Annotated in this window: 27 protein-coding genes, 1 pseudogene and 1 CRISPR repeat array; of the genes and pseudogenes, 6 read left to right on the plus strand and 22 right to left on the minus strand. The window is 28.2% G+C overall.

What is annotated here, in order from left to right:
* Positions 1 to 8: 8 nt before the first annotated feature.
* The 13 genes and pseudogenes from A500_RS15985 to A500_RS16040 form a co-directional block, all read right to left on the minus strand.
* Positions 9 to 719, minus strand: coding sequence for an SDR family oxidoreductase (locus tag A500_RS15985; protein ID WP_016208604.1), 711 nt, complete (start codon positions 717 to 719; stop codon positions 9 to 11).
* A 144-nt stretch (positions 720 to 863) separates the two neighbouring features.
* Complete coding sequence (locus tag A500_RS15990) at positions 864 to 1,880, minus strand: oxidoreductase (protein WP_016208605.1); 1,017 nt, start codon at positions 1,878 to 1,880, stop codon at positions 864 to 866.
* Between the two features lie 105 nt (positions 1,881 to 1,985).
* Complete coding sequence (locus A500_RS15995; protein WP_016208606.1) at positions 1,986 to 2,774, minus strand: histidinol-phosphatase HisJ family protein; 789 nt, start codon at positions 2,772 to 2,774, stop codon at positions 1,986 to 1,988.
* Between the two features lie 30 nt (positions 2,775 to 2,804).
* Positions 2,805 to 3,986 carry an MFS transporter gene (locus A500_RS16000; protein ID WP_016208607.1) on the minus strand — a complete coding sequence of 394 codons (1,182 nt, stop codon included), beginning with the start codon at positions 3,984 to 3,986 and terminating at the stop codon, positions 2,805 to 2,807.
* A 125-nt stretch (positions 3,987 to 4,111) separates the two neighbouring features.
* Positions 4,112 to 5,296: a MalY/PatB family protein gene (locus A500_RS16005; RefSeq protein WP_016208608.1), complete on the minus strand. Its 1,185-nt coding sequence runs from the start codon at positions 5,294 to 5,296 to the stop codon at positions 4,112 to 4,114.
* A gap of 1 nt (position 5,297) precedes the next feature.
* Positions 5,298 to 6,383: a M24 family metallopeptidase gene (locus A500_RS16010; RefSeq protein WP_016208609.1), complete on the minus strand. Its 1,086-nt coding sequence runs from the start codon at positions 6,381 to 6,383 to the stop codon at positions 5,298 to 5,300.
* Positions 6,384 to 6,431: 48 nt separating this feature from the next.
* On the minus strand, positions 6,432 to 7,742 hold the full coding sequence (locus A500_RS16015; RefSeq protein WP_016208610.1) for a PTS sugar transporter subunit IIC: 1,311 nt from the start codon (positions 7,740 to 7,742) through the stop codon (positions 6,432 to 6,434).
* Between the two features lie 29 nt (positions 7,743 to 7,771).
* Positions 7,772 to 8,108 (minus strand): annotated as a pseudogene (locus A500_RS16020) (PTS sugar transporter subunit IIB).
* Entirely contained in the window at positions 8,105 to 8,431 is a 327-nt protein-coding gene (locus A500_RS16025) for a PTS lactose/cellobiose transporter subunit IIA (protein ID WP_016208612.1), read from the minus strand. Before A500_RS16025 ends, A500_RS16020 begins: the two are co-directional and overlap by 4 nt.
* Positions 8,432 to 8,442: 11 nt before the next feature.
* Positions 8,443 to 9,468, minus strand: a complete 1,026-nt coding sequence (gene ypdE, locus A500_RS16030; protein ID WP_016208613.1) for an aminopeptidase — start codon at positions 9,466 to 9,468, stop codon at positions 8,443 to 8,445.
* Positions 9,469 to 9,547: 79 nt separating this feature from the next.
* The gene (locus A500_RS16035) at positions 9,548 to 10,450 is read right to left on the minus strand and encodes a BglG family transcription antiterminator (protein WP_051993184.1); all 903 of its coding nucleotides are present in this window, start codon (positions 10,448 to 10,450) and stop codon (positions 9,548 to 9,550) included.
* Entirely contained in the window at positions 10,444 to 10,698 is a 255-nt protein-coding gene (locus tag A500_RS19710) for a hypothetical protein (RefSeq protein WP_016208614.1), read from the minus strand. The genes A500_RS16035 and A500_RS19710 overlap by 7 nt, the downstream gene beginning before the upstream one ends.
* 89 nt (positions 10,699 to 10,787) lie before the next feature.
* Positions 10,788 to 11,345: an HTH domain-containing protein gene (locus A500_RS16040; RefSeq protein WP_040437035.1), complete on the minus strand. Its 558-nt coding sequence runs from the start codon at positions 11,343 to 11,345 to the stop codon at positions 10,788 to 10,790.
* A gap of 261 nt (positions 11,346 to 11,606) precedes the next feature.
* Between A500_RS16040 and A500_RS16045 the strand changes: the two genes are divergently transcribed.
* Positions 11,607 to 12,254: a pentapeptide repeat-containing protein gene (locus tag A500_RS16045; protein WP_016208615.1), complete on the plus strand. Its 648-nt coding sequence runs from the start codon at positions 11,607 to 11,609 to the stop codon at positions 12,252 to 12,254.
* Between the two features lie 165 nt (positions 12,255 to 12,419).
* Here A500_RS16045 and A500_RS16050 read toward each other — a convergent pair whose 3' ends face one another.
* Together A500_RS16050 and A500_RS16055 are read right to left on the minus strand one after the other, a co-directional pair.
* Positions 12,420 to 13,058, minus strand: coding sequence for a nitroreductase family protein (locus A500_RS16050; protein ID WP_016208616.1), 639 nt, complete (start codon positions 13,056 to 13,058; stop codon positions 12,420 to 12,422).
* 123 nt (positions 13,059 to 13,181) lie between these two features.
* Positions 13,182 to 13,472: a multidrug ABC transporter ATPase/permease gene (locus A500_RS16055; protein ID WP_016208617.1), complete on the minus strand. Its 291-nt coding sequence runs from the start codon at positions 13,470 to 13,472 to the stop codon at positions 13,182 to 13,184.
* A 55-nt stretch (positions 13,473 to 13,527) separates the two neighbouring features.
* Here A500_RS16055 and A500_RS16060 point away from each other — a divergent pair, with 55 nt between their 5' ends.
* From A500_RS16060 to A500_RS16080, 5 genes are read left to right on the plus strand one after another with little or no spacing between them, the layout of a single operon-like run.
* Entirely contained in the window at positions 13,528 to 14,463 is a 936-nt protein-coding gene (locus tag A500_RS16060) for an ABC transporter ATP-binding protein (protein WP_016208618.1), read from the plus strand.
* Complete coding sequence (locus A500_RS16065; RefSeq protein WP_016208619.1) at positions 14,463 to 15,137, plus strand: ABC transporter permease; 675 nt, start codon at positions 14,463 to 14,465, stop codon at positions 15,135 to 15,137. The genes A500_RS16060 and A500_RS16065 overlap by 1 nt, the downstream gene beginning before the upstream one ends.
* A 27-nt stretch (positions 15,138 to 15,164) precedes the next feature.
* Entirely contained in the window at positions 15,165 to 15,842 is a 678-nt protein-coding gene (locus tag A500_RS16070; RefSeq protein ID WP_016208620.1) for an ABC transporter permease, read from the plus strand.
* Positions 15,843 to 16,940 carry a sensor histidine kinase gene (locus A500_RS16075; protein ID WP_016208621.1) on the plus strand — a complete coding sequence of 366 codons (1,098 nt, stop codon included), beginning with the start codon at positions 15,843 to 15,845 and terminating at the stop codon, positions 16,938 to 16,940.
* A gap of 3 nt (positions 16,941 to 16,943) precedes the next feature.
* Entirely contained in the window at positions 16,944 to 17,552 is a 609-nt protein-coding gene (locus tag A500_RS16080; RefSeq protein ID WP_016208622.1) for a response regulator, read from the plus strand.
* A 51-nt stretch (positions 17,553 to 17,603) separates the two neighbouring features.
* Here A500_RS16080 and A500_RS16085 read toward each other — a convergent pair whose 3' ends face one another.
* The 7 genes from A500_RS16085 to A500_RS16115 all read right to left on the minus strand — a co-directional run bounded on the left by A500_RS16085 (position 17,604) and on the right by A500_RS16115 (position 23,536).
* Positions 17,604 to 19,169, minus strand: a complete 1,566-nt coding sequence (locus tag A500_RS16085) for an N-acyl homoserine lactonase family protein (protein ID WP_016208623.1) — start codon at positions 19,167 to 19,169, stop codon at positions 17,604 to 17,606.
* Positions 19,170 to 19,182: 13 nt separating this feature from the next.
* Positions 19,183 to 19,872: a TetR/AcrR family transcriptional regulator gene (locus A500_RS16090; RefSeq protein ID WP_016208624.1), complete on the minus strand. Its 690-nt coding sequence runs from the start codon at positions 19,870 to 19,872 to the stop codon at positions 19,183 to 19,185.
* A 167-nt stretch (positions 19,873 to 20,039) separates the two neighbouring features.
* Complete coding sequence (locus A500_RS16095; RefSeq protein ID WP_016208625.1) at positions 20,040 to 20,660, minus strand: N-acetylmuramoyl-L-alanine amidase family protein; 621 nt, start codon at positions 20,658 to 20,660, stop codon at positions 20,040 to 20,042.
* A 26-nt stretch (positions 20,661 to 20,686) separates the two neighbouring features.
* Positions 20,687 to 21,352, minus strand: coding sequence for a M55 family metallopeptidase (locus A500_RS16100; protein ID WP_016208626.1), 666 nt, complete (start codon positions 21,350 to 21,352; stop codon positions 20,687 to 20,689).
* A gap of 43 nt (positions 21,353 to 21,395) precedes the next feature.
* Positions 21,396 to 22,109: a MerR family transcriptional regulator gene (locus tag A500_RS16105; protein ID WP_016208627.1), complete on the minus strand. Its 714-nt coding sequence runs from the start codon at positions 22,107 to 22,109 to the stop codon at positions 21,396 to 21,398.
* A gap of 1 nt (position 22,110) precedes the next feature.
* Positions 22,111 to 22,944: an Hsp33 family molecular chaperone HslO gene (locus tag A500_RS16110; protein WP_016208628.1), complete on the minus strand. Its 834-nt coding sequence runs from the start codon at positions 22,942 to 22,944 to the stop codon at positions 22,111 to 22,113.
* Positions 22,945 to 23,194: 250 nt separating this feature from the next.
* Entirely contained in the window at positions 23,195 to 23,536 is a 342-nt protein-coding gene (locus tag A500_RS16115; RefSeq protein ID WP_242835156.1) for a ribosomal maturation YjgA family protein, read from the minus strand.
* 472 nt (positions 23,537 to 24,008) lie between these two features.
* Positions 24,009 to 24,964: direct repeats of the CRISPR family, unit length 30 nt; unit sequence ATTTACATTCCAATATGGTGCTACTAATAT.
* The last annotated feature ends 13 nt before the right edge of the window (positions 24,965 to 24,977 follow it).

Raw genomic sequence — 24,977 nt, forward strand, 5'->3', positions numbered from 1 at the left:
TTTTACAATTATTCTTCATAGATCATCTTTTTAGTCATTCCGCCATCTACAATTATATTGGCACCATTTATAAAATCACTATCTTCTTCACATAAAAATAAACACGTTCTTAATATATCACTTGGCTTTCCTACCCTTCCTGATGGATGCTGCTTATGATCTATTTCTCTAAGGTATTCATAATTATCTACTTGTATCCATCCTGGACTTATAGTATTTACAGTTATAGGTGTATTTGATAAAGATATAACTAGACTATTTGTTAATGAAACAATTCCACCTTTTGAGGCTCCGTATGCTTCCCAATCAGCTTCATTTTGATTATATCTAGTTGAAGCTATATTTATAATTCGCCCAAAATTCTCTCCCTTATTTGCTTTTACAAATTCTTTACAACAAATAAAGCTACCTCTTAAATTGGTATTTATAACATTATCAAATTCTCCTACATTTATATCAAATATAGATTTACTATATGAGCTTATTGCTCCATTATTTATCAATATATGAATAGACCCATATCTTTCAATAGCCTTAGAAAAAACATCTTTTACTTCACTTTCATTTTTTAAATCAGCTCTATAAAAATCAATGTTTTTATCATTGTATTTAACATCTAAAATATCAATTGCAATTACTTTATAGCCTTTATCAGCAAAACCTTTTGCTAAGTGGTATCCTATTCCCTTTGCAGCTCCCGTAATTAATGTAACTTTCATATACCAATACACCGCCCTATTAGTTTCATAACTTTATAGTACTAAATCAAAATATAAGCATATTCATCTAGACCAATACTATTAAATTTAAAGTCAAAATATATTTAATATAATAAATTTAACTCTCTCTCTACAATGATTATCTTACTTCAAATTCTTTATTCCTTCTTCCAATATCCTTAATTGTAGTAGTGTTTGTTCATCTGTTATAGTTTTATTTTTATTATTTACTATTGCTTCATATAAATCATCATATACTCTTCCATAATCACCTTTAACAGATTTAACTTTTTCCTCATGAATTGTTCCTTCATCATCTATATATGTTAATGTTCCATAATGATTAAAAGAATCTACTCCAAAGTCCTTATTTGTTGGCATATAAAACATCTTTAAATGCTCTTCTTGACGATCCTTAGTTTCTTTTACAAAACATCCTTTTTTCCCATATAAAACAAAACTAGGTCTTTCTTTTATTCTAAAATAACTAGATTTTACAGATATTTTTAATTGCCCATAATATAAATCTAAATCAAAATAATCGTTCATTCTGCCTGTTCCTAATAATTGTCTAACATCATAATTAATTTTATAAGGCTCACCAAAATAGCTTATAACTTGATCTAATGTATGACAAGCATGACCATACAAATATGAATCATATGGTGAAAAACTATTAGTTGATTCTGGTACCTCTGGACGATAATAATCAAAATGCATTTCAAGTTCTAGTAATTCTCCAAGTTTTCCTTCTTCTATTACCTTTTGTGCCGTTAAAAAGTCACTATCAAATCTTCTATTTTGATATGCTTGAACTATTAGACCTTTTTCCTTTGCTAAATCAAATATTTCTTTTGCTTCATCATAAGTTTTCATAAATGGCTTTTCAACTAAACAATGTTTATTATGCTCTAATACTAATTTTGCATAATCATAATGACTATCTTGTCTTGTACAAACTACTATTAATTGTATATCCTTATCATTTAATAATTCATCTAAATCTGATGTATAATTTACTCCATTTATTCTATCCCAAGATTCATTTTTAGGATTCCTTTGATATATTGTCTTTATATTTATATTTTTTCTTTGTAAAACAAATGGCAAATGATATCTATTAGTACTTTTCCCATTTCCTATATAACCAATTGTAAGCATATTTTTCCTCCGCAAAATTTATATTTTATAGAAATTATACCATATCTATATAATATTGTAGATTTCGAACATCTCTAGTCTAACAATAAGCTTATCTAATTCTCGCTATAAATCATGATAAATTGCTTTCATTTTATTAAATGTACAAAATTCTTTAAATCCAATATCCTTTAGTATATCTTTAACCTCTTCAATCTTATACCCTAAATCACTTTCTTTATGAGTATCTGAACCAATAGTAATAACCTTTCCTCCTAGTTCATAATACCATTTTAAAATAGTTCTTGAAGGAGTAATATCTGGTAATCCATATCTAAAGCATGAAGTATTCACTTCAATTCCTTTTTCATCTTTAATTACCATTCTTAAAATTTCTTTGATTATATCTTCATTAAATTTATCATCTAATATTCCTTTAGAATCATATCTTTTAATCATATCTAAATGCCCTAATACACTATAATCTTTATAATTAGAAATAACATTTAATATTGCTTTATAGTATTGATTATTATATTCTAATTGATTTTTTCCTTTTTGAAATTCCCCATTCCAAAATTCTTTATCATCCACTTGATGGTTGGATAAAATAATAAAATCAAAATCATACTTATTAAAATCCCGCTGAAATTCCTTAATAGTATGCATTTGAACTCCAAATTCACTTCCAAGTTTTATATTAACTCTATCCTTATATTTATCTTTTAAGAAATTATACTCTTTAAGATATTCATCATAATTAACCAAATGTGTGAAATCATTAATAAAATAATCCATATGTTCAGTAAAACAAATTTCATCAATACCCAAATTTATTGCTTGTATTATTATATCTTCCATTGGATAAGTTGAATCAATTGAATACTCTGTATGAATATGATAATCAGTAATCATAATTCTTTTCTCCTTATATACTTATTTACTTTAAATTTTATTTATATTCGAACTACCATTGCATACCTTGCTAACTATTTCTGAAGTCAATAACATTAAAACTACTAAAGTTAATATAAAGTATGGTAATAAATTAAAGGTAGTAGCTTTGGCTAAAATTCCAAATAGCGGTGGCATAAAAGTACTTCCTACATATGCTGTTGCCATTTGAATTCCCATTATACCTTGTGATATTTCTTTTCCAAATCTATTAGGTGTTTCATGAAGCATTGCTGGATAAATTGGAGCACATCCAAGCCCTATTAATATTAATCCTGCCAATTGAAAATAGCTAGAAAATGGTATAATCAATAAAATAACTCCGCAAATACAAATAACTTGTCCTATTTTAATCATTTTCTTATTATTAAAATACATTGCTAAAAATCCTGACAAAAATCTACCTATTGTAATTCCTAAGTAAAAAAATGATACCCATTTAGCTGCTTTTTCTGTAGAAATTCCTTTACTTACAACTAAATATGAACTTGCCCATAATCCTGTAGTTAGTTCTGCAGCACAGTAACAAAAAAATGATAATAAAGCTGGTTTTGCACCTGGGATCTTAAGTAATGTCCCAAGCTTTGTATCTTTTTTAGAATCTTCATCTTTATTTGTATTAAACTCAAACTTTTCCCATAATGGCAAAGAAAAAATAAGACATATAACTAAAGCTACTTGAATAATTCCAATTGTAGCATATCCACTTCTCCAACCATTATCTTTCAAAAGATATATTGACATTATAAGTGGCCCTGCTGTAGCACCTATTCCCCAGAAACAATGTAGCCAGTTCATATGTTTTGCTTCATAATGAAGAGCTACAAAGTTGTTTAATGCAGAGTCTACTGCTCCTGCTCCTAACCCCATGGGAATTCCAAGTAAGCATATCCATAGGAAGCTTGGTGATGAATATATTCCAAGCAATGCAGCTGCAGTTAAAGCCACACTAAATGTAGTTACCTTTCCTGTTCCAAATCCTTTTATTAATTTAGCACTAAAAAAACTTGATATAATTGTTCCTGCTGAAACAATCATTGTAGCTATCCCTGCTGAAGATATAGACACATTTAAATCTTGATAAATTTTGGGCCATGCAGATCCTAAAATAGCATCTGGCAATCCGAGACTTATAAAAGCAATATAAATAATGATTAATAATAACGTCAACATATTTTCTTCTCCCCTTTACGTAGTAATTTTAATATATTCCTTTATTAAGTGTAACTATAATAGAATAAAAAACTGCTATATTTTTAATATAACAGTTTTTTCTAAATATTTCTTTATATCTTTTCTTATAATTTATTCAAATTATAAAGATAATCAAAACTCTTTTTGAATCTTTCCATTCCAATTTTAAGCTTAGATAGTGTACATCCACAATTTAAACGAAGGTATTTTTCTCCTCCATAAACTTCGCCCTTCATTATTCCAATTCCACCAACATTTACTAAAGCCTCTTGAATTTCATCACTGGAAAAAGGAACTTTTCTGCAATCTATCCAGGCTAAATATGTGCCTTCTGGTTTTGTAAAAACTATATCTTTAAAGTTTTCTTCTATAAAATTCTTAACATATTCCATGTTTTTATCTACATATTCAATAAGATCTTTTACATAATAATCACATTCATTATATGAAATCATTGTAGCATACATTCCAAGAATACTTACTGAATTCAAGAAGTCTTTACTTCTTGTTTGTTTGATAAATTGTTCATATATTTTTTTATCTGGAATTATTGCGTAAGATCCAATTAAGCCTGGATAATTGAATGTTTTGCTTCCTGATGATACTAAATATATATCATTATATTCATTTAAATATGAAATAATAGGTGTATGTTTATTTCCTTTAAAAACTATATCACTATGAATTTCATCACTAATTATCTTTACATTATATTTCTTACAAAGATTTATTATAATGCTTAATTCATTTTCTTTCCACACTCTTCCTGTTGGATTATGAGGTGAACATAATAATAAAACCTTGCAAGTTTTAATTTTATTTTCAAATTCATCTATACTAAAATAAAAGTTTCCATTATCATTATATAATTGAATTTTTACTAATGTCCTTTTATTTTCTTCAATGACATTAAAAAATGCATCATACATAGGATTAAATGTTGCTATTTTTTCTCCTTCTTTGCATAACATCCTAATTAATACTGCTACTGAATACATAACTGAAGGGCTGTATAATATCCAATCTAGATTCACATCACAATTAAATTTTTTTATATAATGGTTGGCTATAGCTCCCTTAAAGTCATCATGATTCCACCTAGAATATCCATAAATCTGATGTTCTAACACTTTATTTAATTTTTGGTACACTGGTAATGGCACCTTAAAATCAGTATCTGATATAGAAAAAGGAATTAAATCCTTTTTATTAAAACGATCTTGAATATAGTCCCATTGAGTACAATATGTATTTAGACGATTATTTTCTTCATCAAAATTATGCTTCATATTATTTCTCCAAAATTATCATTTCTTTAGTTGTATTATTAAGTGGAACTCCTATCCCATCTTTAATTAAAACATCATCCTCTATACGTACTCCCCCTAAACCCGGTATATATATTCCTGGTTCGCATGACATTATCATATTGTCTTTTAAGATAACATTAGAACTTTGATTTAAATATGGTTGCTCTGCTCCATCCCCAATTCCTATTCCATGACCAAGTCCATGATTGTAGTATTCACCATACCCTGCATTAATAATTATATCTCTTGCTACTTTATCTACATCTCTAGATAAAGCACCTGTCTTAATTGCATCTACCCCAGCCTTTTGAGCTCTCTTAACAGTTTCATATATGTTTTTTATTTCCTCACTTGGTTCTCCTATAAATATCATTCTAGTCATATCAGATTGGTAGTTCTCATACTCTATTCCAAAGTCTATCATTATTGGTTCATTAGAATTTATTTTTCTATCTGTAGGCCTTCCATGAGGAAGTGCAGTCCTAGGGCCTGATGTAACAATTGTATCAAAAGACATTTTATTAGCACCTGAAATTAATGAGTAATATTGTATCCATGCATTGATTTCTCTTTCACTAACTCCAACCTTAATATGCTTTAAAACCTTGGAAAATATATCATCTGTAATTTTACAAGCCTTTTTTATTACATCTATTTCATGTTTATCTTTTAAAATTCTTACCTCATTAAGTTCTTCTTCAATAAGAAATACACTAAAGTTATAGTTCTTAAGTTTTTCATAATCAGTTATTGAATATGCGCTAGCTTCTATCCCTAAAACCTTATAATTATGTTCATTCATAATATTATTTATAATATCAAAATGTGACTTTTGAGATTTTGCTGGTGTGTTTTCTATTATTTCAAAATCACTTTCTTTTTCTTTTACTTCCTCTACATATCTTCCATCCAATATAGCGTATGATTTATCTTTTGTTATAAAGAGATGTATCCCACTCCCAGTCACAGTATCTAAATACTTCTTAATTGTTTTGGATTTTATTAAAGCTGCATCAATATTTAGTATATTAAGAAGCTCTTTTATTTTATTAATATGTTTAGCCATAATATCCTCCTCTAATCTTAAAGGGGAAGCTTAACTTCCCCTTTATTTTTAAAAATCTAAGTCATCTAAAAGTGCTTGATCTTCTTCTGATATTTTTGATTCTTCTACTGAATCTCTTACTGTTTCTTGTTTTTCATATAACTTGAAGAATGGATACCATATTAGTACTGATCCTATCATTTGTAATGCATTTACAACTATTGTTACCCAGTCTCCATTAACTAAAAAGCCTTCTAAAAATACTCCAACATATGGAGGGTTAAAAAATGGTTTTGCTAAAATTCCAGCCCACATTAAAAATGCTGGGAATGTTCCTAAAATAGTACCACCTATAACATATGGTAAGAAAAATGTTGGATTAAGTACTATTGGTGCTCCAAATAATATAGGTTCATTTATACCAAATAAAGCTGGTATTATAGATACTTGTCCTACACGTTTATATGCTTTGTTTTTTGATAATAAGAACCAAAATACTAAACCAAAGGTAACTCCTGTACCTGTGAAGTTTGCAAAAGCACTAGTCATACCTCCTGTATAAAAGTGAGGTAATGCTTGCCCACTAGCCATAGCTTCAATATTTTCTGCTAAAAATTGAGCTGCTATTGGTGCTGTAATTGGTGATAATACTGATGGATGTATTCCGAAAAAGAATAATAAACAACTAAGAAAAGTAATGAATACGAATACAAATGGATTATCTAATGATCCAACTAATGGTGCTAAGAATCTTGTTAAAACTTCTGGAGGTAATACATCAAAAATTGCTAAACTAGTAAATCTGATTGCTGCAAAAACTCCAACTATAATTACTGTTGTTGGTATTAATTCAAAAGATCTTGAAACAAAATCTGGTACATTTTCTGGCATACGTATTGTGAAGTTTTTCTTCTTACACCAATGATATAATTGAACCGCTATAATACCTGAGATCATTGCCATAAATAACCCTTTAGTTCCTAGATACTTTATACTCATACCTCCATCTTCAGTGAAAGTAAATGTAAGTAAAAGAAATCCAACGGCACCCAAAACCATACATCCTGGAACGTATAATTTATAATGCTCACCTAAGAAATAAGTAATACATAAACAGACATATAGGCCCATCATACCTATTGTAAGATAAAATGGTAAGTAGAAATTATCCATATTGTTTACTATGAATTTACCTATACCTGTTTCTACACCAATCATATTAGCAATTGCTTCTGGAATCAAACATAAGCTACCTATAATTAATATCGGAGTCATTGCTACCATTGATTTTTTAATTGCATTTAGATGTGGTTGCTTATCCATTTTTCTTGCTATTGGAGTTAGATATTTGTTCATAAATGCTTCAAATGCTTTAAACATAATTTTCTCCCCTTTTATTATTTATTAAATTATTGTTTATTATCCAGTTGAGCTTTTCTATAAGCAAGTAAGGCCATCTTAAATGCTGTTGCTCCATCCATTTTTCCGTAAGTATCTTGGTCTATGACTGTGTACGGAATTTTTTTGGATCAATAATCTTTTTGATATAATCTAGTTTGTGTGCAATTTGTGGCCCAACCACAACTACATCACAATTATCTGCCTCATGTTCTAACAAATCTACTGGAATTGCTACAAATTCAAAATCCTCCTCATTTAACTTTTTACTTGCCCTTACTGTTTTTTCATACTGTCCATTAACATTGTAGTTGAAAAACCACCTGCGCAACATAATACTATTCTCATTTTTTAACCTCCTTAGATTCAAATACATCTATTATTTTTTCTATAAGATCTCTCACAAGTTGTGAAGACATATAATGATCTTGAGCGTGTACCATAAGTAAACTTACTGGTAATTTTTCTCCATCATCTTGTGAAAGCTCCTTTCTAATTAATTCAGTCTGAGCTTTATGAGCCTCGAGATCAATATCTCTTGCTTCCTTTAAAAGAGCTCTTGCTCCTTCGTAGTCAGACTCCTGGATTTTCTGAAAAGCTTGGAATGCCTTTGCTTTACTATCTCCTGCTGCTGATATAATTTGTAATATTTGCATTTCTAATTCACTCATCTTTACCCCTCCTATTCGTAACTTGAAATATTGCTATATTCTTCTTTTGTAAAAGCTTTTATTACATATATGATTAAATTTATTAAACCTTCAACATCTCTTAAATCAGTCATTGAATAACTTCCATGACAATATCTTAAAGGTATTCCAAGTACGATGCTAAGTTTTCCTCCATTACTTAAATGTGCTTGAGCTGCATCTGTACCGCCACCACTAAACATATCACATTGAAAATCAATATTATTATCCTTTGCCATTTTTTTGATCCATCTAAGTAATTTTTTATTTGGTATCATTGTTTTATCATAATGAACTATCATACACCCCTTTGATATCTGGCGTTGATTAGTATAATTTCTGACTAAATCTGGTGCACAAGCTACATCAATTGCAAATATAATATCTGGATTTATTTTATCTGCACAACACTTTCCACCTCTTGTACCAACTTCTTCTGAACTTGTAAAACATAAATATATATCATTTTCATGATTAATATCCTTTAGTTTTTTATCTACCTCCTTTAAAACATAACACCCAACTCTATCATCTAAAGCTTTTGCCATTAGTATATTTTTATTTATCATTTCACTTTTGCTATCAAAAGTAACCATATCCCCTACATTTATTCCTAAATCTAAAACTTCTTCTCTACTGCTTAATCCAATATCAACATAAAGGTCTTTTACCTTATGATTTTCATCAAAAGAGCAATTCATTAAACCTTTAATTTTAACTCCATCATCATTAGTAATGATAACCTTTTGAAAAGATTTTGCAGAATCTTTAACTCCACCAATGCAAATTACATTTATCATACCAATGTCACTAATACTCTTTACCATAAAGCCAACTTCATCCATATGTGCACAAAACATTAATTTAGGACCATTTCCTTTGTGATTTACAATCATGCTTCCAATTCCATCATAAGATATTTCTCCTATAATATTTTTTGAAAGTATATCTCTAATCTCTTGTTCATTAGATGCTATTGAATCTACCTCACATATTCTTTTTAATAAATCTATATCCAAATGTGTATCACCTCCTACATCTTTTTGCTTATTAATGCTATAAACTCCTTGAAGCTATTTACTTTCAATATATCTTGTATCATTTTTTATCATTCATAATTTCAAATAAATCTCTTGTAATTTCTTTATGTAACTCTAAATTTTCTTTTTGAAGAGAAACCATAAATATTACATTTATTTTTTTGTTATTAAATTTAATTGGATTCTTTAGTATATTTATAAAAACTATATCTTTATTTCCTATCATTTCAATTGGATGAGGTATTGCAACTCCATTTAAATAAACTGTTGAAGAAAAAGATTCTCTCCTTAAAACTAAATCAGTATAGTTTTTTCCTCCAACACCATCTTCTTCAATTTTCTTAGCCATACTTTCTATAGTCTTTATATAATCTTTTTCATTTTCAGATATAATAAAGTAACTTGGACTAAAAAAGCGTTTAATATAATAATCTTTAGTTTTACTTATAAATACCTTATCTATCTTATCTAAACTTACTAATTGCTTTATTTTCAAAATATCATAGTCATCTAAAAGTTCTTTGATATATATTAAAGGCACTTGAAGATTTGAGGTAATCTCAATAGTAGCAAATATGATATCTGGATTATATTCTTCTAGTTCTTTTAATTGAACTATTGAAAATGTCTCTATTTTAGATATATTAAATAAACTGCTTAACTTAAGTTTAGTTAAATACGCGCTTCCCCCTCCTGATGAACAAACAATTGCAATTTTATTATATTTCTTAAGCTTATTTGTAAATTCTTTTTCCATATGCACCGCAAAATGAGTAGTTATAAAGCCTATTTCATCTCGTGTTGGTTTAATTCCATATTTTCTTTCTAGCATTTCTCCAAATGAAATTGCCATATTAAATATTGAAGCATACTTTATAGATAGTTCATCTACAATTGGGTTAGTATAAGCCACTTTAAATTTAAGTCTGTTTATTAGTGAATTTATATGAAGTGTTAGCAATCTTTTAAAATCTTCATCCTTATTAAATGATGTGTTATTTTTTCATCTAACTCTTGCAAAAATTCACATATATCAGATGGTAACTGTTTTAAATCTTCAAAGTCTTCTTTTTCTTTTTTAGTCTTCATGTTTATTAGTTTATAAAGTTCTTTTTTATCTTCTTCAGAAAATCCTACATTATATTTTTCTTTCAGGGCAAGCTCTAAGTTGTTCTGTGTATCTTTTATTAATAACTTCTTATATTTCAAATTAATATATATGGTTATTTTTAACCAAGCTAATATTTCCTTTAGTTCTGAATAATCAATTATTAAGTTTTCTTTCTTTATTTCATCAATTAATGCTTTTTTATATAAGTAAATTCCTGCCCAATAATTTTATTAATATATTTTCTAATAACTTCATTTTCTTTTAAATAAAGGTTAGTAATTAAATCTTTTCTTTTTTCTAAAGCTTCATTAATCTTTACTCCATAATGAGCTTTTCTTTCTACTGTAAGATTATATTCTTTTAGATAATTATCAACATCTACCTTAAATTTGTTTATTAAAGACTTACTGCTATTAAATTCTTCAACTATCTCTTCAATTGTTATGTAACTTTCCTTTAATGCTATATATGCTGATATATTTTCTACAGTTACTTTTGGTTTACTATCCATTCTATTTAAATCTTTAATAAAACTTTTTAACTTTTCTTCGTTTGTTATCTCTATAAGATATCCTTTTCCTCTTTTTTTCATTAGTATAAAACCTTTTTCTAATGAAATATTTGTTAAGTATGAAAAGTCATTTTGTAGTGTCCTTTTGGAAACAGAATATTTATCAATGAAATATTCTATAGTTAAATATCCATTAGCTTCTATCAAATCATTGATAATATTAAGTTCTCTCATAAGTACACCTCCTATTTTAAATTTATTGGGTTATCGTTTTCACAATATAAGAATACAACAATTTATTAATATACAAAAGATTATTAATTGCATCATATTGTGCAAATTATATTCTAACTGGAAATTATTTGGACCCCAGGGGTAAAAAAATATATGTTTATATTAATTAGTAATAATCTCAACAATATGTTAATATTAAATATGCTAAACAAAAATAAAATAAATTTTATGATATCCAAATGGATTTAGATGGAGGCAATAATGGCTGTAAACCAAAGAACAAAAAGAAATTTTCATTATAATAATATAGAAAAGAAAGATAAAAACTTTATGTATCAAAATCTTGAAGGAAGCAATTGCTATAATTGTAATTTTGCTGGTTCAAACTTTGATTATGTAAATTTTAGGGGAGCACACTTCAAATCATCTAGCTTTATGAAATGTAGTTTTAAATGGTCTGAATTTATAGGAACAAACTTTAGAAAGAGTAACTTTAAAAATGCAATCTTTGAAAACACCATATTTGACTCTGTTAAATTACAAGATGTCGACTTTAAGGATGCAAAATTTGTAAATACTATATTTGTATCAACAGATATAAGTAAAGCTAAAAATTTAGATATTAATAATCCTGAAATAAGAATTTTTGATAAAATGCCTAAAATAGAAATAAGTGAAGATCTTAAAAATGCAGCTTTTGCTACCTTCAGCAATAAATATATAAAATCTTCAAGGCTTCTAGATACAAAAGAAGGAGCACTTAATTATTTAAACATTATGATTCTTTTAGAAAATTTTGATGAAGAAACATTAATTAAAGGCTTGAATTTTATCACTGCTGAAGTTGATAGAGACTTCTATACACTAAGCTATATAATAAAACTTATTAAAAATATGCCAATATCTTAGTATTAATAATTTTATTTATTAAGGTGATAATGTTATCTTCTTTTTAGTTAATAAAAAAATAAACCTCCTCTCATGTAAGGTTATTAACTTTACATAAGAGGAGGTTTATTATAAAGACTATTTATTGGTTTATATTTACTATTTCTAATAAAACACTCTTTATCACTAGTCTATAAATGTTATAACTTCTTCTAATGGCTTACGAGGAGGCTGTTTTGGCGTATTATCCTCAGCTACCCCCAAGGCAATCATAGACATAAGTTCATATCCTTCTTTCTTAAAATCGATTAAATTCTCTATATCAATTTTTGCATGTGTAGGTCCTGTCATGTAGCAACTTCCATATCCCATTTCTGTTGCTGCTAACAATATATTTTCTACTGCTGCTCCTATTCCTTGAGCTGCTGATTGTGGTGATAATAATACATCTAAAATTTCTTTTGGTGCATTATTTTCTTTCAATATACTATATTCTATCATTTTATATTCACTGCCGTATACTAATATAACTACAGGTGCATCCTTAAAGCATGTATAATAATTTATCACACTCATATGTTTTTTGAAATCTTTTTCGTTTTTTGCAAGTTGTCCAATTTTTTTATGACTTTCAGTCACTATTTTTGCCATTTCACCTATTACTTCTTTATTTTGTAATACAACAAAGTGCCAGTTTTGTTGATGCTTTGGAGATGGTGCATAGGTTCCAGCTTTTATTATCTCTAATATATCATCCTTTTTAACTGGTATATCTTTAAACTGTCTTACACTTTTTCGATTATAAATAAAACTCAAATTTGTCATTAGTTACTTCTCCTTATAAAGTTTAATACTAAAGAAATTATAAATAAAAAGGCATTTTACGTCAACTTTTTAAAGACTTCCTATATATATTATGATTTGTAAATATTGAATTGTAACTTATAACTAAACTTTTCTAAATTGAGTATCATCTAGCTTCTTATAAAGTCCACTTTCTTCTAATAAGTTCTCATGCTTTCCGCTTTGAACTATTCTCCCATCTTCAAAAACTAAAATATTATCTGCTGATAAGATTGTAAATAATATATGAGCAATTACTATGCTAGTTCTACCTTTTAATAATGGAACTAAAGCTTTTTGTATATATATTTCTGAAACAGAATCTAAAGAAGATGTTGCTTCATCTAAAATAAGAATTCTAGGATTATTTAAAGTTCTTTGAAAAATAAATGACAAATGTAACTACTAAAAAATCTTCTATTTATTTATAATAACCTCAGAGGTGATAAAAATGATTTTAAAAATAGAAAATGTAATAAAACGCTTTAATAATCACTTAGCGTTAGACTATTTATCTTTAGAAGTGAATAAAGGAGAAGTTATTGGTTTACTTGGTCCTAATGGGGCTGGAAAAACAACATGTATAAAATCCATTGTAGGACTACTTTCCGTTGATGAGGGAGAAATAATAGTATTTGATATGAAACAGGACGGAAAGAACCAAAAGATAAAAAGCAAGATTGGTTTTGTAACACAAGAAATTACTATTTATGAAGATATGACTGCAAAGGAAAACTTAGCTTTTTTCGGAAGCTTATATGGTTTAAAAAAGACAGAACTAGAAAGTAGAATTAATGAAGTAGCTAAAATTATTGGTTTAGAAGATCGTTTAAATGACCGCCCTAAACATTTCTCAGGTGGAATGCAAAGACGCTTAAATATTGGCTGCTCTATCTTACATAACCCTGAATTATTAATTATGGATGAGCCGACAGTTGGAATAGACCCTCAATCTAGAAATTATATTTTAGATTTCGTTAAAAAGATAGCTGCTGAAGGAACAACTGTTATCTATACTTCCCACTATATTGAAGAAGTTGAAGCCGTAGCTAGTAGAATATACATAATGGATCAAGGCCATGTAATAGCTTCAGGCACATTAAAAGAACTAATTGCAAGAATTAAAGGTGATTCCCACATATTAGTTGACGTTAAAATAGCAAGGGAAGATAAAAAAGATGAGCTTTTAGCACTAACAGATGTAAAAGAAGTAGTTATAAAGGATAACCAATATCACATCATTGTACCAGGAGGTATATCAATAATTGATAAAATTGTTTCAATTCTAGCTCCTTTAGGTATAGTTAATGTGAATTCTAAACAGCCAACCCTTGAAGATGTATTTCTAACATTAACAGGAAAACAATTAAGAGATGAGGTGAATTAATGCTTAAGTTTTATATATTAAGATCCTCTAGGGATATTTTCGGCCATCTAATTTTGATACTTTTACCAATTTTATTAATAAGCTTTTTTAGCTATATTAATTCAAGTTACAACATAGGTGTCATAACCCCTGTATTAACTATAGGTTTTGCTTTAACATTTCAAATATATGGGTCAGCTATTAGTTTTGAAACTTTAGGGCAAGATTTTTTATCGCCAATACGTAATAGATTATTAGCAACACCAGTTAATCCTGTAAAGGTTGTATTATCAATATTGTTTTCTGGCATAATAGTAAGTTTCCTACAAACCTTTGTTGTTTTAATATTTTCAATTACTATTCTAGATATAAAATTTAATAACCTATTTTTAATTTTACTTGTAATGCTTATTTCAGTAATATTTAATCAACTATTTGGTACTCTTATTTTATTCTTAAGTAAAAATGTTAAAACAGCTAACTCTGTTACAACTTTATATGGTATTGCTGCTCCAATATTAACAGGACTATATTTTCCACTTCCTGATAATATAATAACTAATTTATTTGAAAAATATCTAACACCAATGGCCTTAGCTCAAACTGCAATTTTGGGTATTATTGATAATAACTTAAAAAATTTTATTATAGGAATAATTCCATTAATAATACTTAGCGTAATACTATTTTATTAATAAACTCCTAAGTAAGAAGGTGATTCTATGATTATATTTAAACATGCATTAAAACGTAGTCTTGCACAACCTATTAGTATATTAATTACACTTATACTTCCAATAGGAATAATATTTGTACCCCCTTTAGCTAACAGCTATCCAAATGGAATCTATCTATATGGCTTATTAAGCTTATTTTCTGCCTTTATACTATCTAAGCCTATAGTGGAGGAACGTCTTAATAAAATAACAGTTAGAATTTCAGCTACACCTACTAAATATATTAGTTACCTTAGCTCTCACTTAATGGCTTATACTTCTATATTAGTAGTGCAAAATATAATATTTATATTAGGAATATATCTATATTGGAAAGATCTTAACATTAACTATTGGTATATATTTAGTTTGAATTTTGTTTACATACTAATGTCAATTGCATTTTCATTATGCTGGAATTCACTATTTAAGTCCTATAATCTTTCTTTTGGATTATTTTCTGGCTTTGCATCTATTATGTGTTTAGTTAGTGGTGTAACTATGCCTCTACAAGTAATCCCTGAAGAAATAAAAAAATTTATAGTAGTTTTACCTACATACTGGTTACCCTATGGACTAAATTCTCTGCATGATGGTAATATTAAATATGTATTAATAGCACATCTTGTATTATTAATTTACTCAGGAATATTTCTATTAATAGGCAGCAAAAGGAGATATTAAATGATTGCAAAAAAGAACTTTATCATTGGACCACAAATAATATATTCATTTATTATGGTAATACAACTTTTAATATTGCTTATTATAATTTTTCATAAATTATTAAATCCAATGGTTTTTTTGCTTTATTTAATATTAATTTTTAGTATGGTTTTAAGATGGAGAATAAAACTAAAACCATGCTATATGTTAATTGATTTAACATTCTTTCTATTAACAGCTGCATTTTATCCCCCTGCTTCTATATGTTTATTTGTATTTGCCTATTACTTTTCATATAAAAATAAACTAATTTATACCCTTCCATTAATTATTGTAGGATTAATAGTTAATGAAGGCAGCTATTATTTATTACTATTACAGGGGCTATTATTTGGTACAATTTTATGTCACTGGGAAAGAGAAAGTACTTCAAATAAGAATATAATGGACCACCTAAGACAACATATTTATGACCTGGAATTAGTACAGTCTCAGCTATTATCAGATTATCAGGACACAGATAGAATATCAAGATTAACAGAAAGGCAGCGAATTGCAGAGGTACTCCACGATAGTTTAGGTCACGAGCTTACTGCTGCACATCTATCCTTAAAAGCATATAAATCTCTAATAAAATCCAAACAATTTGAAAGAGCCAATATAACATTTAGTAAGTCAGAGAAACGTTTAGAAAATGCATTGCATCAATTAAAAAGCTCTGTTAAAAGCATTGAACCTAATTTAGAAATTGGGCTATTGGATATAACTAATTTATGTGATAATTTTATTTATCCAGTTGAATTTGTACATAGTGGGAATATTTTTAAATTAGAACCTTATATATGGCAATTAATTTTAATGTCTGTAAGGGAAGCTTTAACTAACATTACAAAACATGCTCGTCCTAATAAAGCGAATATATCTTTAAAAATAACAGATTATTCTGTTAGGATGACTATTGAAAATGATGGAATAATAAATAACCCTAGAGAGATATCTGGAAATGGGTTACGATATATGCGTAATAGATTAGAAGCTGTAAATGGCAGTTTAAGTATTCAAAGACAAGGTACTTTTAAATTAATTATATTTATTCCATTTGAAAGGAGTAAGTAATATATGAAAATATTAATAGTTGATGATGATGAAATGGTTATTGAAAGTCTTGATATCCTTTTATCTACTGATCCAGCTCTTGAAATTATAGGAAAGGCTTCTAACGGAAATGAAGCAATTGAATTTTGCAAAAAGAATCCTGTGGATATTATTCTTATGGATATTCAAATGCCATTTATGGATGGAATTGGTGCTTGTAGATTTATTAAAAAAATTAATAAAGATATAAAAATTATCATGCTTACAACTTTTCATGATTATAAAAACATTCACCAATCACTTCAAGCAGGTGCCTCTGGATATTTATTAAAATCAGATGATACAGAAAAACAAATAATAACTATTAAAACTGTATATTCTGGCCTTTCCATTATAAGTGAAGAGGCCTTAAGGAGCTTTTCTGAATCAAAAGACGAAAATAATTTAACTGCAAGAGAAAATGAAATTTTAGAACTAATTGCTAATGGACTTTCAAATAAGGAAATTTCCAAACAGATCTTTATTAGCGAAGGAACTGTAAGAAATACTATTTCAACTATATTAGAAAAATTAGAATTACGAGATAGAACTCAATTAGCAATATATTATTGGCAAGCTAAAACCGATATCTAATAAAAAAAAGCAATATAACAATCTAAGATTTGTCATACTACTTTTTGCAATTTAGTTAAAGCCTACATGTCCAGTTTCCTCATTTTCTGATGCAGGTACATAGTAAGGCATATTACCCGGTTTTAATTTCCAATCATTGTTGAAAAGATTAAATCTATAATTTCTTATATTTTTAAGTTCTTCTTCAGCAAAATATCCATCATCAAGAAATTGTTCAACTAATTCCTTTTGATAATTAGTATAATCATGAGCAAACAGCATTACTGTGTCAGCTTTAGCATCTACTAATTGCTGTAATTTTCGAGTTGAGTCTAATTGCTTTTCTGTTTCTTCTCCACCTAAAGTAATTTGTCTAACCTCATCAATTGACATATGATTTAGAGTATATGGTGTATCCCCCATAAATAAAAGATCATATTCATCTGCCTTTACCAAAACAGAGGTATGCCCAGGAGAATGACCTGGAGTAGGAAGAAGAATAACACTTCCATCACCAAAATAGTCTAAACTGTTAGAAAAGCTCTTATACTCACCAGAGTTATAAGTAAATAAGTCCATATTATCCTTTATCAAATCGTATGAGTAAGGGTAAATAGAAGTTCCCTTTTCCCAATCTTCTTTGCTTAATATTACCTTGGCATTTGGCAGGTTTCGAAGTCCACCAGCATGGTCATCATGTGTATGAGTCATAAATACTGTTTTTATATCTTCCAGCCTATATCCCAGCTTCTCTACCTGAACTTGAAGATCCTGCTCTGTTGTCAACTTATATTCATCTTTTACTGTTAACAAACGTGAAACCATATAATTGTGATTATAGAATCCATCATGGTCATTAGCCTGCTCCCAGCTTATAGCTGCATCAATCATCATAAGACCATGCTTTGGATGATCAATAAGATATGTGTATAGAGGTATTGTAATGTTATCTCTACTCACAAGAGTTTTAAAATATCCACTAAGTCCTTCCCATCCATCAAGACCGCCGTAAAATTGTCCATAAGTTAAAATCGTGTCTCCTACGTGAAGCGGATAAACCTTAACTTTTCCATCCTTAGAAGGTGATTTTATAACTACAGATTCAATTGCCTGCAAACGCTCCTCTTCAGCCTTCTTTAAGATGCTTGTACGATAATTTTCAACTATTGGCACCGAAATATACATTAATGCCAAAAATATAATAGCTGGTACACCAAATATAGTAAGTCGGAAGTTTTTGCTTTTTTTCACAAAAGACTTCGAAAATAATTCTGGGCTCCTAAAAGCTATTATCATAAGTATAATAGTTATACCTGAAAGAATTCCTAAGATTACTGGTATATCCTGAATGTAGAATATAACTGCTGCATAAAAAATAGTAAATAATAAAGTTGAAGGTATCACAAAGAACTTTAGCACTGTTCTTCTGCTTTTCTCACCATTAGTAATCAGCCTGAAAATTCCTGGCCAAAGAAGTCCAGTATTTGCTGCAAGTGATATAATAACATATATGGTCAGTAATACAGTGTTTATTCCCTTCATATAAAATACGACACTCATAATAGCTAATAGCCATAAACTTATTATTAAAAGTAGCCCTTTTCCAATGTTTTTAAGTGTTTTTAATAATATTGTCAAGTCCACATCTCCTTTATTTAAAATTAACCCATTGATTCATTGTTTCATCATTAATAATACTAAGAGTAGATTCAGGAATTCCTAATACCTTTTCTATGGAATCTGTATAAGCTGCTAGTATATTTTTCATTTGGTCAATGCAGCCTTTGTCCTTTGTCTCATTTATAATCATCAAAGATAATCTATCCCACAAACTTTGTATCAAAGAAAGGGTAACTTCTCCTGCCTGCTCTGGAAAAGAAGGCTTAAAAGTTCCTTCTTTAACCCCCTGGAAAATCATGGAGGATAAGAGAGGAGAAATACGTTCAATTGAATTGTTTAACATTTTCTGACGGATAATTGCATTATCATCGCTGTACCATACCCTCATAAGAGTAATTAAATAATCTCTTTGCCCAACCTTCCAATTTCCTGCTGCTGTGAAGTATTTGTTTAACTTTTCTATAGCTGGTAGACTTTCATCCTTCACTATAGGAATTATCTGTTCTTCTCCTTGATCCATAAAGCGTTCAATAAGTGCATCTAACATATTCTGCTTTGATTTAAAATAATGAAAAAAAGTTCCTTTAGAAATACCTAATTCAGTCAAGATATCTTGAATTGACATCTGCTCATAGCCCTTTGTATAAACAAACTTTTGAGCTGCATTAAGAATTTCATTACGTTTTGCATCATATTCATCTTTTTTTATTATTCTTGCCATAATATCACTCCTTTTAATAAACCGACCGTTGGTATATTAATATAATATATAGTATTTACTCTTATGTCAATATTTATTTGCAAAAAATAACTCCTTCTATTACAACTTTTATGTATTGTAATTAGAAGGAGTTATTAATTTATTTACTTCTTCAATATTGTAATTTATCAATCTATTTCTAAGTATTTCTTAATTCCATTACATATAGATTCTGCAATTAAATATTGAAACCCATCATCAAACATCAGTTGTTCTTCCTTAGGATTAGTTAAATATCCAACTTCCAACAAAACTGATGGCATCTCTGTGTCCCTAACTACAAATAGTTCTTCCTTCTTAACCCCTCGATCATTAAACCCTGTTGTACTAACTACATGATTATGTATGACTTCTGCCAAAATCTTAGACTCATTATTATAATAATATGATTCTGTACCAGATACATCTGGAGTTTCAAATATATTTCCATGAATTGATATATATAAATCTGCATTTAATTCATTTGCAAAACTAGGCCTATCCTTATAATCAATATATCCATTGATTATATAAATTTGTATTCTTTCTTCTTTTTCCAATACTTCATTTACTTTTTTTGATAAGCTAAAGGTAAAATCCTTTTCATATAAACCACTTACACTTGTTGCACCCACATCTATACCACCATGGCCAGGATCAGTTACACTATGAATAGAATCAATTACTAATTTAAATGTTTCTTTTGTTACACCGAAATTTTTATTATTAGCTTGTTCATTCTTAATACTCCTACTAGCTATTTTATACAAATTTTAATTTCTCTACGTGAAGTATTTTATAGATATATACTACTATATGTTACAATATTTGGTTCAACTAATTCTGTTCCAGGCATTATTGATGCATATTCAGCTTGACCGCTATTTAAAAAAGTAACCTTCATTTCAGCAGGCTCTTGTAGTTTTATAGGATTAATATTCTTGGCATTTATTAATGCATACTTTACTTTTTCATTTATTTTTTCAAATGCTGCAGATGGTGTTAAACACTTTGCTGAATATCTTCCATATGATGTTTTAACTACAACTGTTTCAATTTCAGTATTCACTTTCTTTACTTTCTCTTCTAGAATGTTGTCGCCTGATACCAAAACAACTGGAACATTAAAGTGACCTGCAACACATGCATTCATATAAAATTCCCCAACATCTTTACTGTTAATATTTATGTTTGAAATCACACCTCCATGAAAATAGTGGCTCAAAACCCCGCCCATATTCATTCTGGAATGATATCCTATTAATATTACCGCGTCAAAGGATGAATCTAATCCTTCCATCATAGCCCCCTTAGGGGATGGACCTGTAATTAATTGTGCTTTATCATTTAAAGATTCTATAAGTATATTATTTCCAGCTCCATGTAAATCATTATCAACAATTTCTGTTGCTCCAATCTCAATAGCTCCCTCGATTACTGCATTAACCTCATAGAAAAGCAAAAACCTATGTATTCATCTAAAATCCAAGTATATTTATCAGCCTCTATTCCATTAAACTCATTAAGTACTTATACAATTCATCAGTAAGTCCATATCTTAACTGGGTACTATTTTGAGAAGCATGGAATGAAGAAATTGAATCTTTCATTTGCTCATCTTCCCCTACTATCCTATTAGTTATATTTCTCCAATATCGGATACATTCTATTGCTTTTATATCAATTTTAGACAATCCCTTCCTATAGCAGTGCTTCAATTTGGAAATAAAAGCAACCCATTCTTCTGCACCATCTGCTTCTGAATTAAAATTAATTAACCTGTCTTTTAATTCATTAAATTGTTCCTTAGTAAAAAATTTATCTGATGACAAATTAATAAATGGTATAACTTCTTTAATATCTTCTGAAGATAAGTTTTTATTATCTTTAAGATTTTCCTTTAATTTAAGTAACTTACAGAAAAGTTGCTGCTTTTGTGCAATTTCCTCTTGCAAATTAGAAATTTGAATTTCAATTAAATCTAGAATATTAACATTTTTAAATATAAGCAATTCTTTTATTTCATCAAGATTAAAGCCTATATCTTTCATTGATATAATTTGATATAATTCTGTAACACTTTTCATATTATACAATCTATGCCCTTTTTCTGTTACCCTAGATGGCTTTAACAAGCCAATTTCATCATAATAATGTAACGTTCTTACAGTTATACCTGTCATATTTGCTAAATCACCAATTTTTATATATTCACTCAATTTATATTCCCTCTTTTATTTTAACAATTTCTTTTAGATCATCTCCATTAAATAAATACTTTTTACCACATATACCACATTCTAATTCTTCGCTTTTATTTAATTGAATTGATTGCTTTAATTCATCCATTTCTACTGACATTAAAATACCAAAAAACATTTCTCTTGAACAATTACATTCTATTTGTATTTTGTATTCTTCTATGACTCTTGCATATGAGGAAAGCTTATTTGGCAAATCAGCCCATTCTAGTAAAGTTAATGTATTCTGATTACTATTAATATAGTCTGTTAAATACTCAAGATTTTTCCTTTCCACAAAAGGTAATGGTTGTATCATGCAACCTCTCATTATTCCATTGCATATAAAAATTTTAAAAATTGTTTCTACCTGTTCACTTCTACAATAAAAATCCGAAAAACATCCTTCTATCGAATCAGCTCTTAACTCTATTGTACCAGTAAACATTCCTGACATCCAGCCTCCCCTGCTTATAGACATAGTTGCACCTTTTCCTGCTAAATCCTCCATTTTTCCAGTAAATACTTTTAATTTAGAAGAGAACGTGCAATGTATATTTCCTTCCCCATCTATATTACAATAAACCGAATATCCTTGTGGCTTAAATCTTATACTAATATCTAAACGTTGGTCTCTTTCAGTTAATAAACCACGTAATAAGCAACAACATATAAATATCCTTCTGTAAAGCTCTTTTGAAAAATCTGATTTTATATCTTTTATATTACCGTGTTCTATTATATCTGTTGCGTCAGTAATATACATTCTAACTTCATTATCATTTGTTAGTAGTTTTAATAAATTATTCTTCATCTTAATTATCACCTCAAGAACATACTACATCATGACGTAACGTGAGGTTCAATAAAGAAATTACAAATTAATTTAGAAGTTGGACTTTTAAACTTAACTAATTTATTTGTTCTATTTTGACAAAGCAAAAGCTACGAAGAATTCTTCATAGCTCATTTATTGGTAGTATATTAGATTGTTTGAATAAGAAAACCCTGTACACACCATTACCTCAGGCGTCTTAGCCATATGCACAATTTAAAACATTGTATTAAAAGGTTTTATTAATTCGCAAACTTATATTTTCATATATTATTAAAATCATACTTCCAATGAAATAACATAAAATATCTTTTATATCAAAGGAAGTTCCCATAATTATTGAAGCAACTTTGTTATTTTCTAGGTTCAAAAGCTCTATAACCTTGAAATACTGCATAACTTCAACAAATGAGGCAAATAAAAATAAATAAATAGGTAAAATCTTAATTTTCTTATCTATAACTCCTCTAATAAAGGTGTACATTAAAATAATTACTAATATATCACCAATATATGGTCTAATAAAGTTATCATGCACGAAAAGCGCTATTAATGCCTCTACTATAAACAAAATTAAAAAAGATATTATATATTTTTATTTATTCTCATATTGTATCCTCTTCTTTATATATTTTTCTAGTTTCTAATATTGTCCAAGTTACCCTTAAGGATACTGGCTATAATTAATATTAACATATTATTACACTAGTTATTAAATTTTTAATATATATTTAGATGCCTAATAATTTGATTCAAGATTTATTTCTAACTCTAGCATCTAGTTGTGATTCTTTATTAGTTAAATTTATTTTCTCCTTGAACAAATTTCTAATTGTGATTCATAAAAGAAAATTACTATTAACCTCTACTAACATATTGATATAGCGTGTATTTTTTCCTATGAGAATATGTGCTAAAACCTCACTCACACTTAAAGGAGCATATATCTTCATTAACAAAGTTGCATAGAGGTACTTAGGAGTACTTTTTGGTCTACTACTATTAAAATTTAGTACGTAATAATTATTATATAACCCTAAAAATATTATATTCCAATATGGTGCTACTAATATAAGTTGTCATAAAAGAAGTTAAGTTAAAAGGAAAGAAATTTACATTCCAATATGTTGCTACTAATATTATTATATACAAAGAAGTTTTATAGAAGATTTACATTTACATTCCAATATGGTGCTACTAATATCAACAGATATTAGAGTTGGTGCTGATGGCGTTACTTAATTTACATTCCAATATGGTGCTACTAATATTCTTTTAGAGAACAAAACAGTGATCATGACAGTGATATTTACATTCCAATATGGTGCTACTAATATCATATATGTTAGATGTAGTTTGTAGTATTATAGTAATATTTACATTCCAATATGGTGCTACTAATATAAGTAAAATATGACAATGCCAGGAACCACGACCTTGATTTACATTCCAATATGGTGCTACTAATATCAAATACTACTGATGCAGTAGGTAGAATTGATAGTGCATTTACATTCCAATATGGTGCTACTAATATTCCATATCCCTTTTCTCTATATAAAGTTTTTCCTCCATTTACATTCCAATATGGTGCTACTAATATTCAGCTAAATTATTCTCTTGCAGTTCTACATCTCCCATTTACATTCCAATATGGTGCTACTAATATATTTCTCGTGAAGGAAATAGATTTAGCGAAAATTATATTTACATTCCAATATGGTGCTACTAATATCATTCAGAATCTTAATTCTAAACTCTTTCATAGCACTATTTACATTCCAATATGGTGCTACTAATATCAATATAAAAAATAATTAAAGCGAGGTTTTAAAAAATTTACATTCCAATATGGTGCTACTAATATGGCTCTTGTAATTCTTGTGTGTGTTATACAACCAACATTTACATTCCAATATGGTGCTACTAATATTTATTCCTCCAAAATTAAACCAGGAGAAATAACTCCATTTACATTCCAATATGGTGCTACTAATATAATAGATGTTGAA

The sequence above is a fragment of the Clostridium sartagoforme AAU1 genome (assembly GCF_000401215.1).
GTDB classification, from domain to species: Bacteria; Bacillota; Clostridia; order Clostridiales; family Clostridiaceae; genus Clostridium; species Clostridium sartagoforme.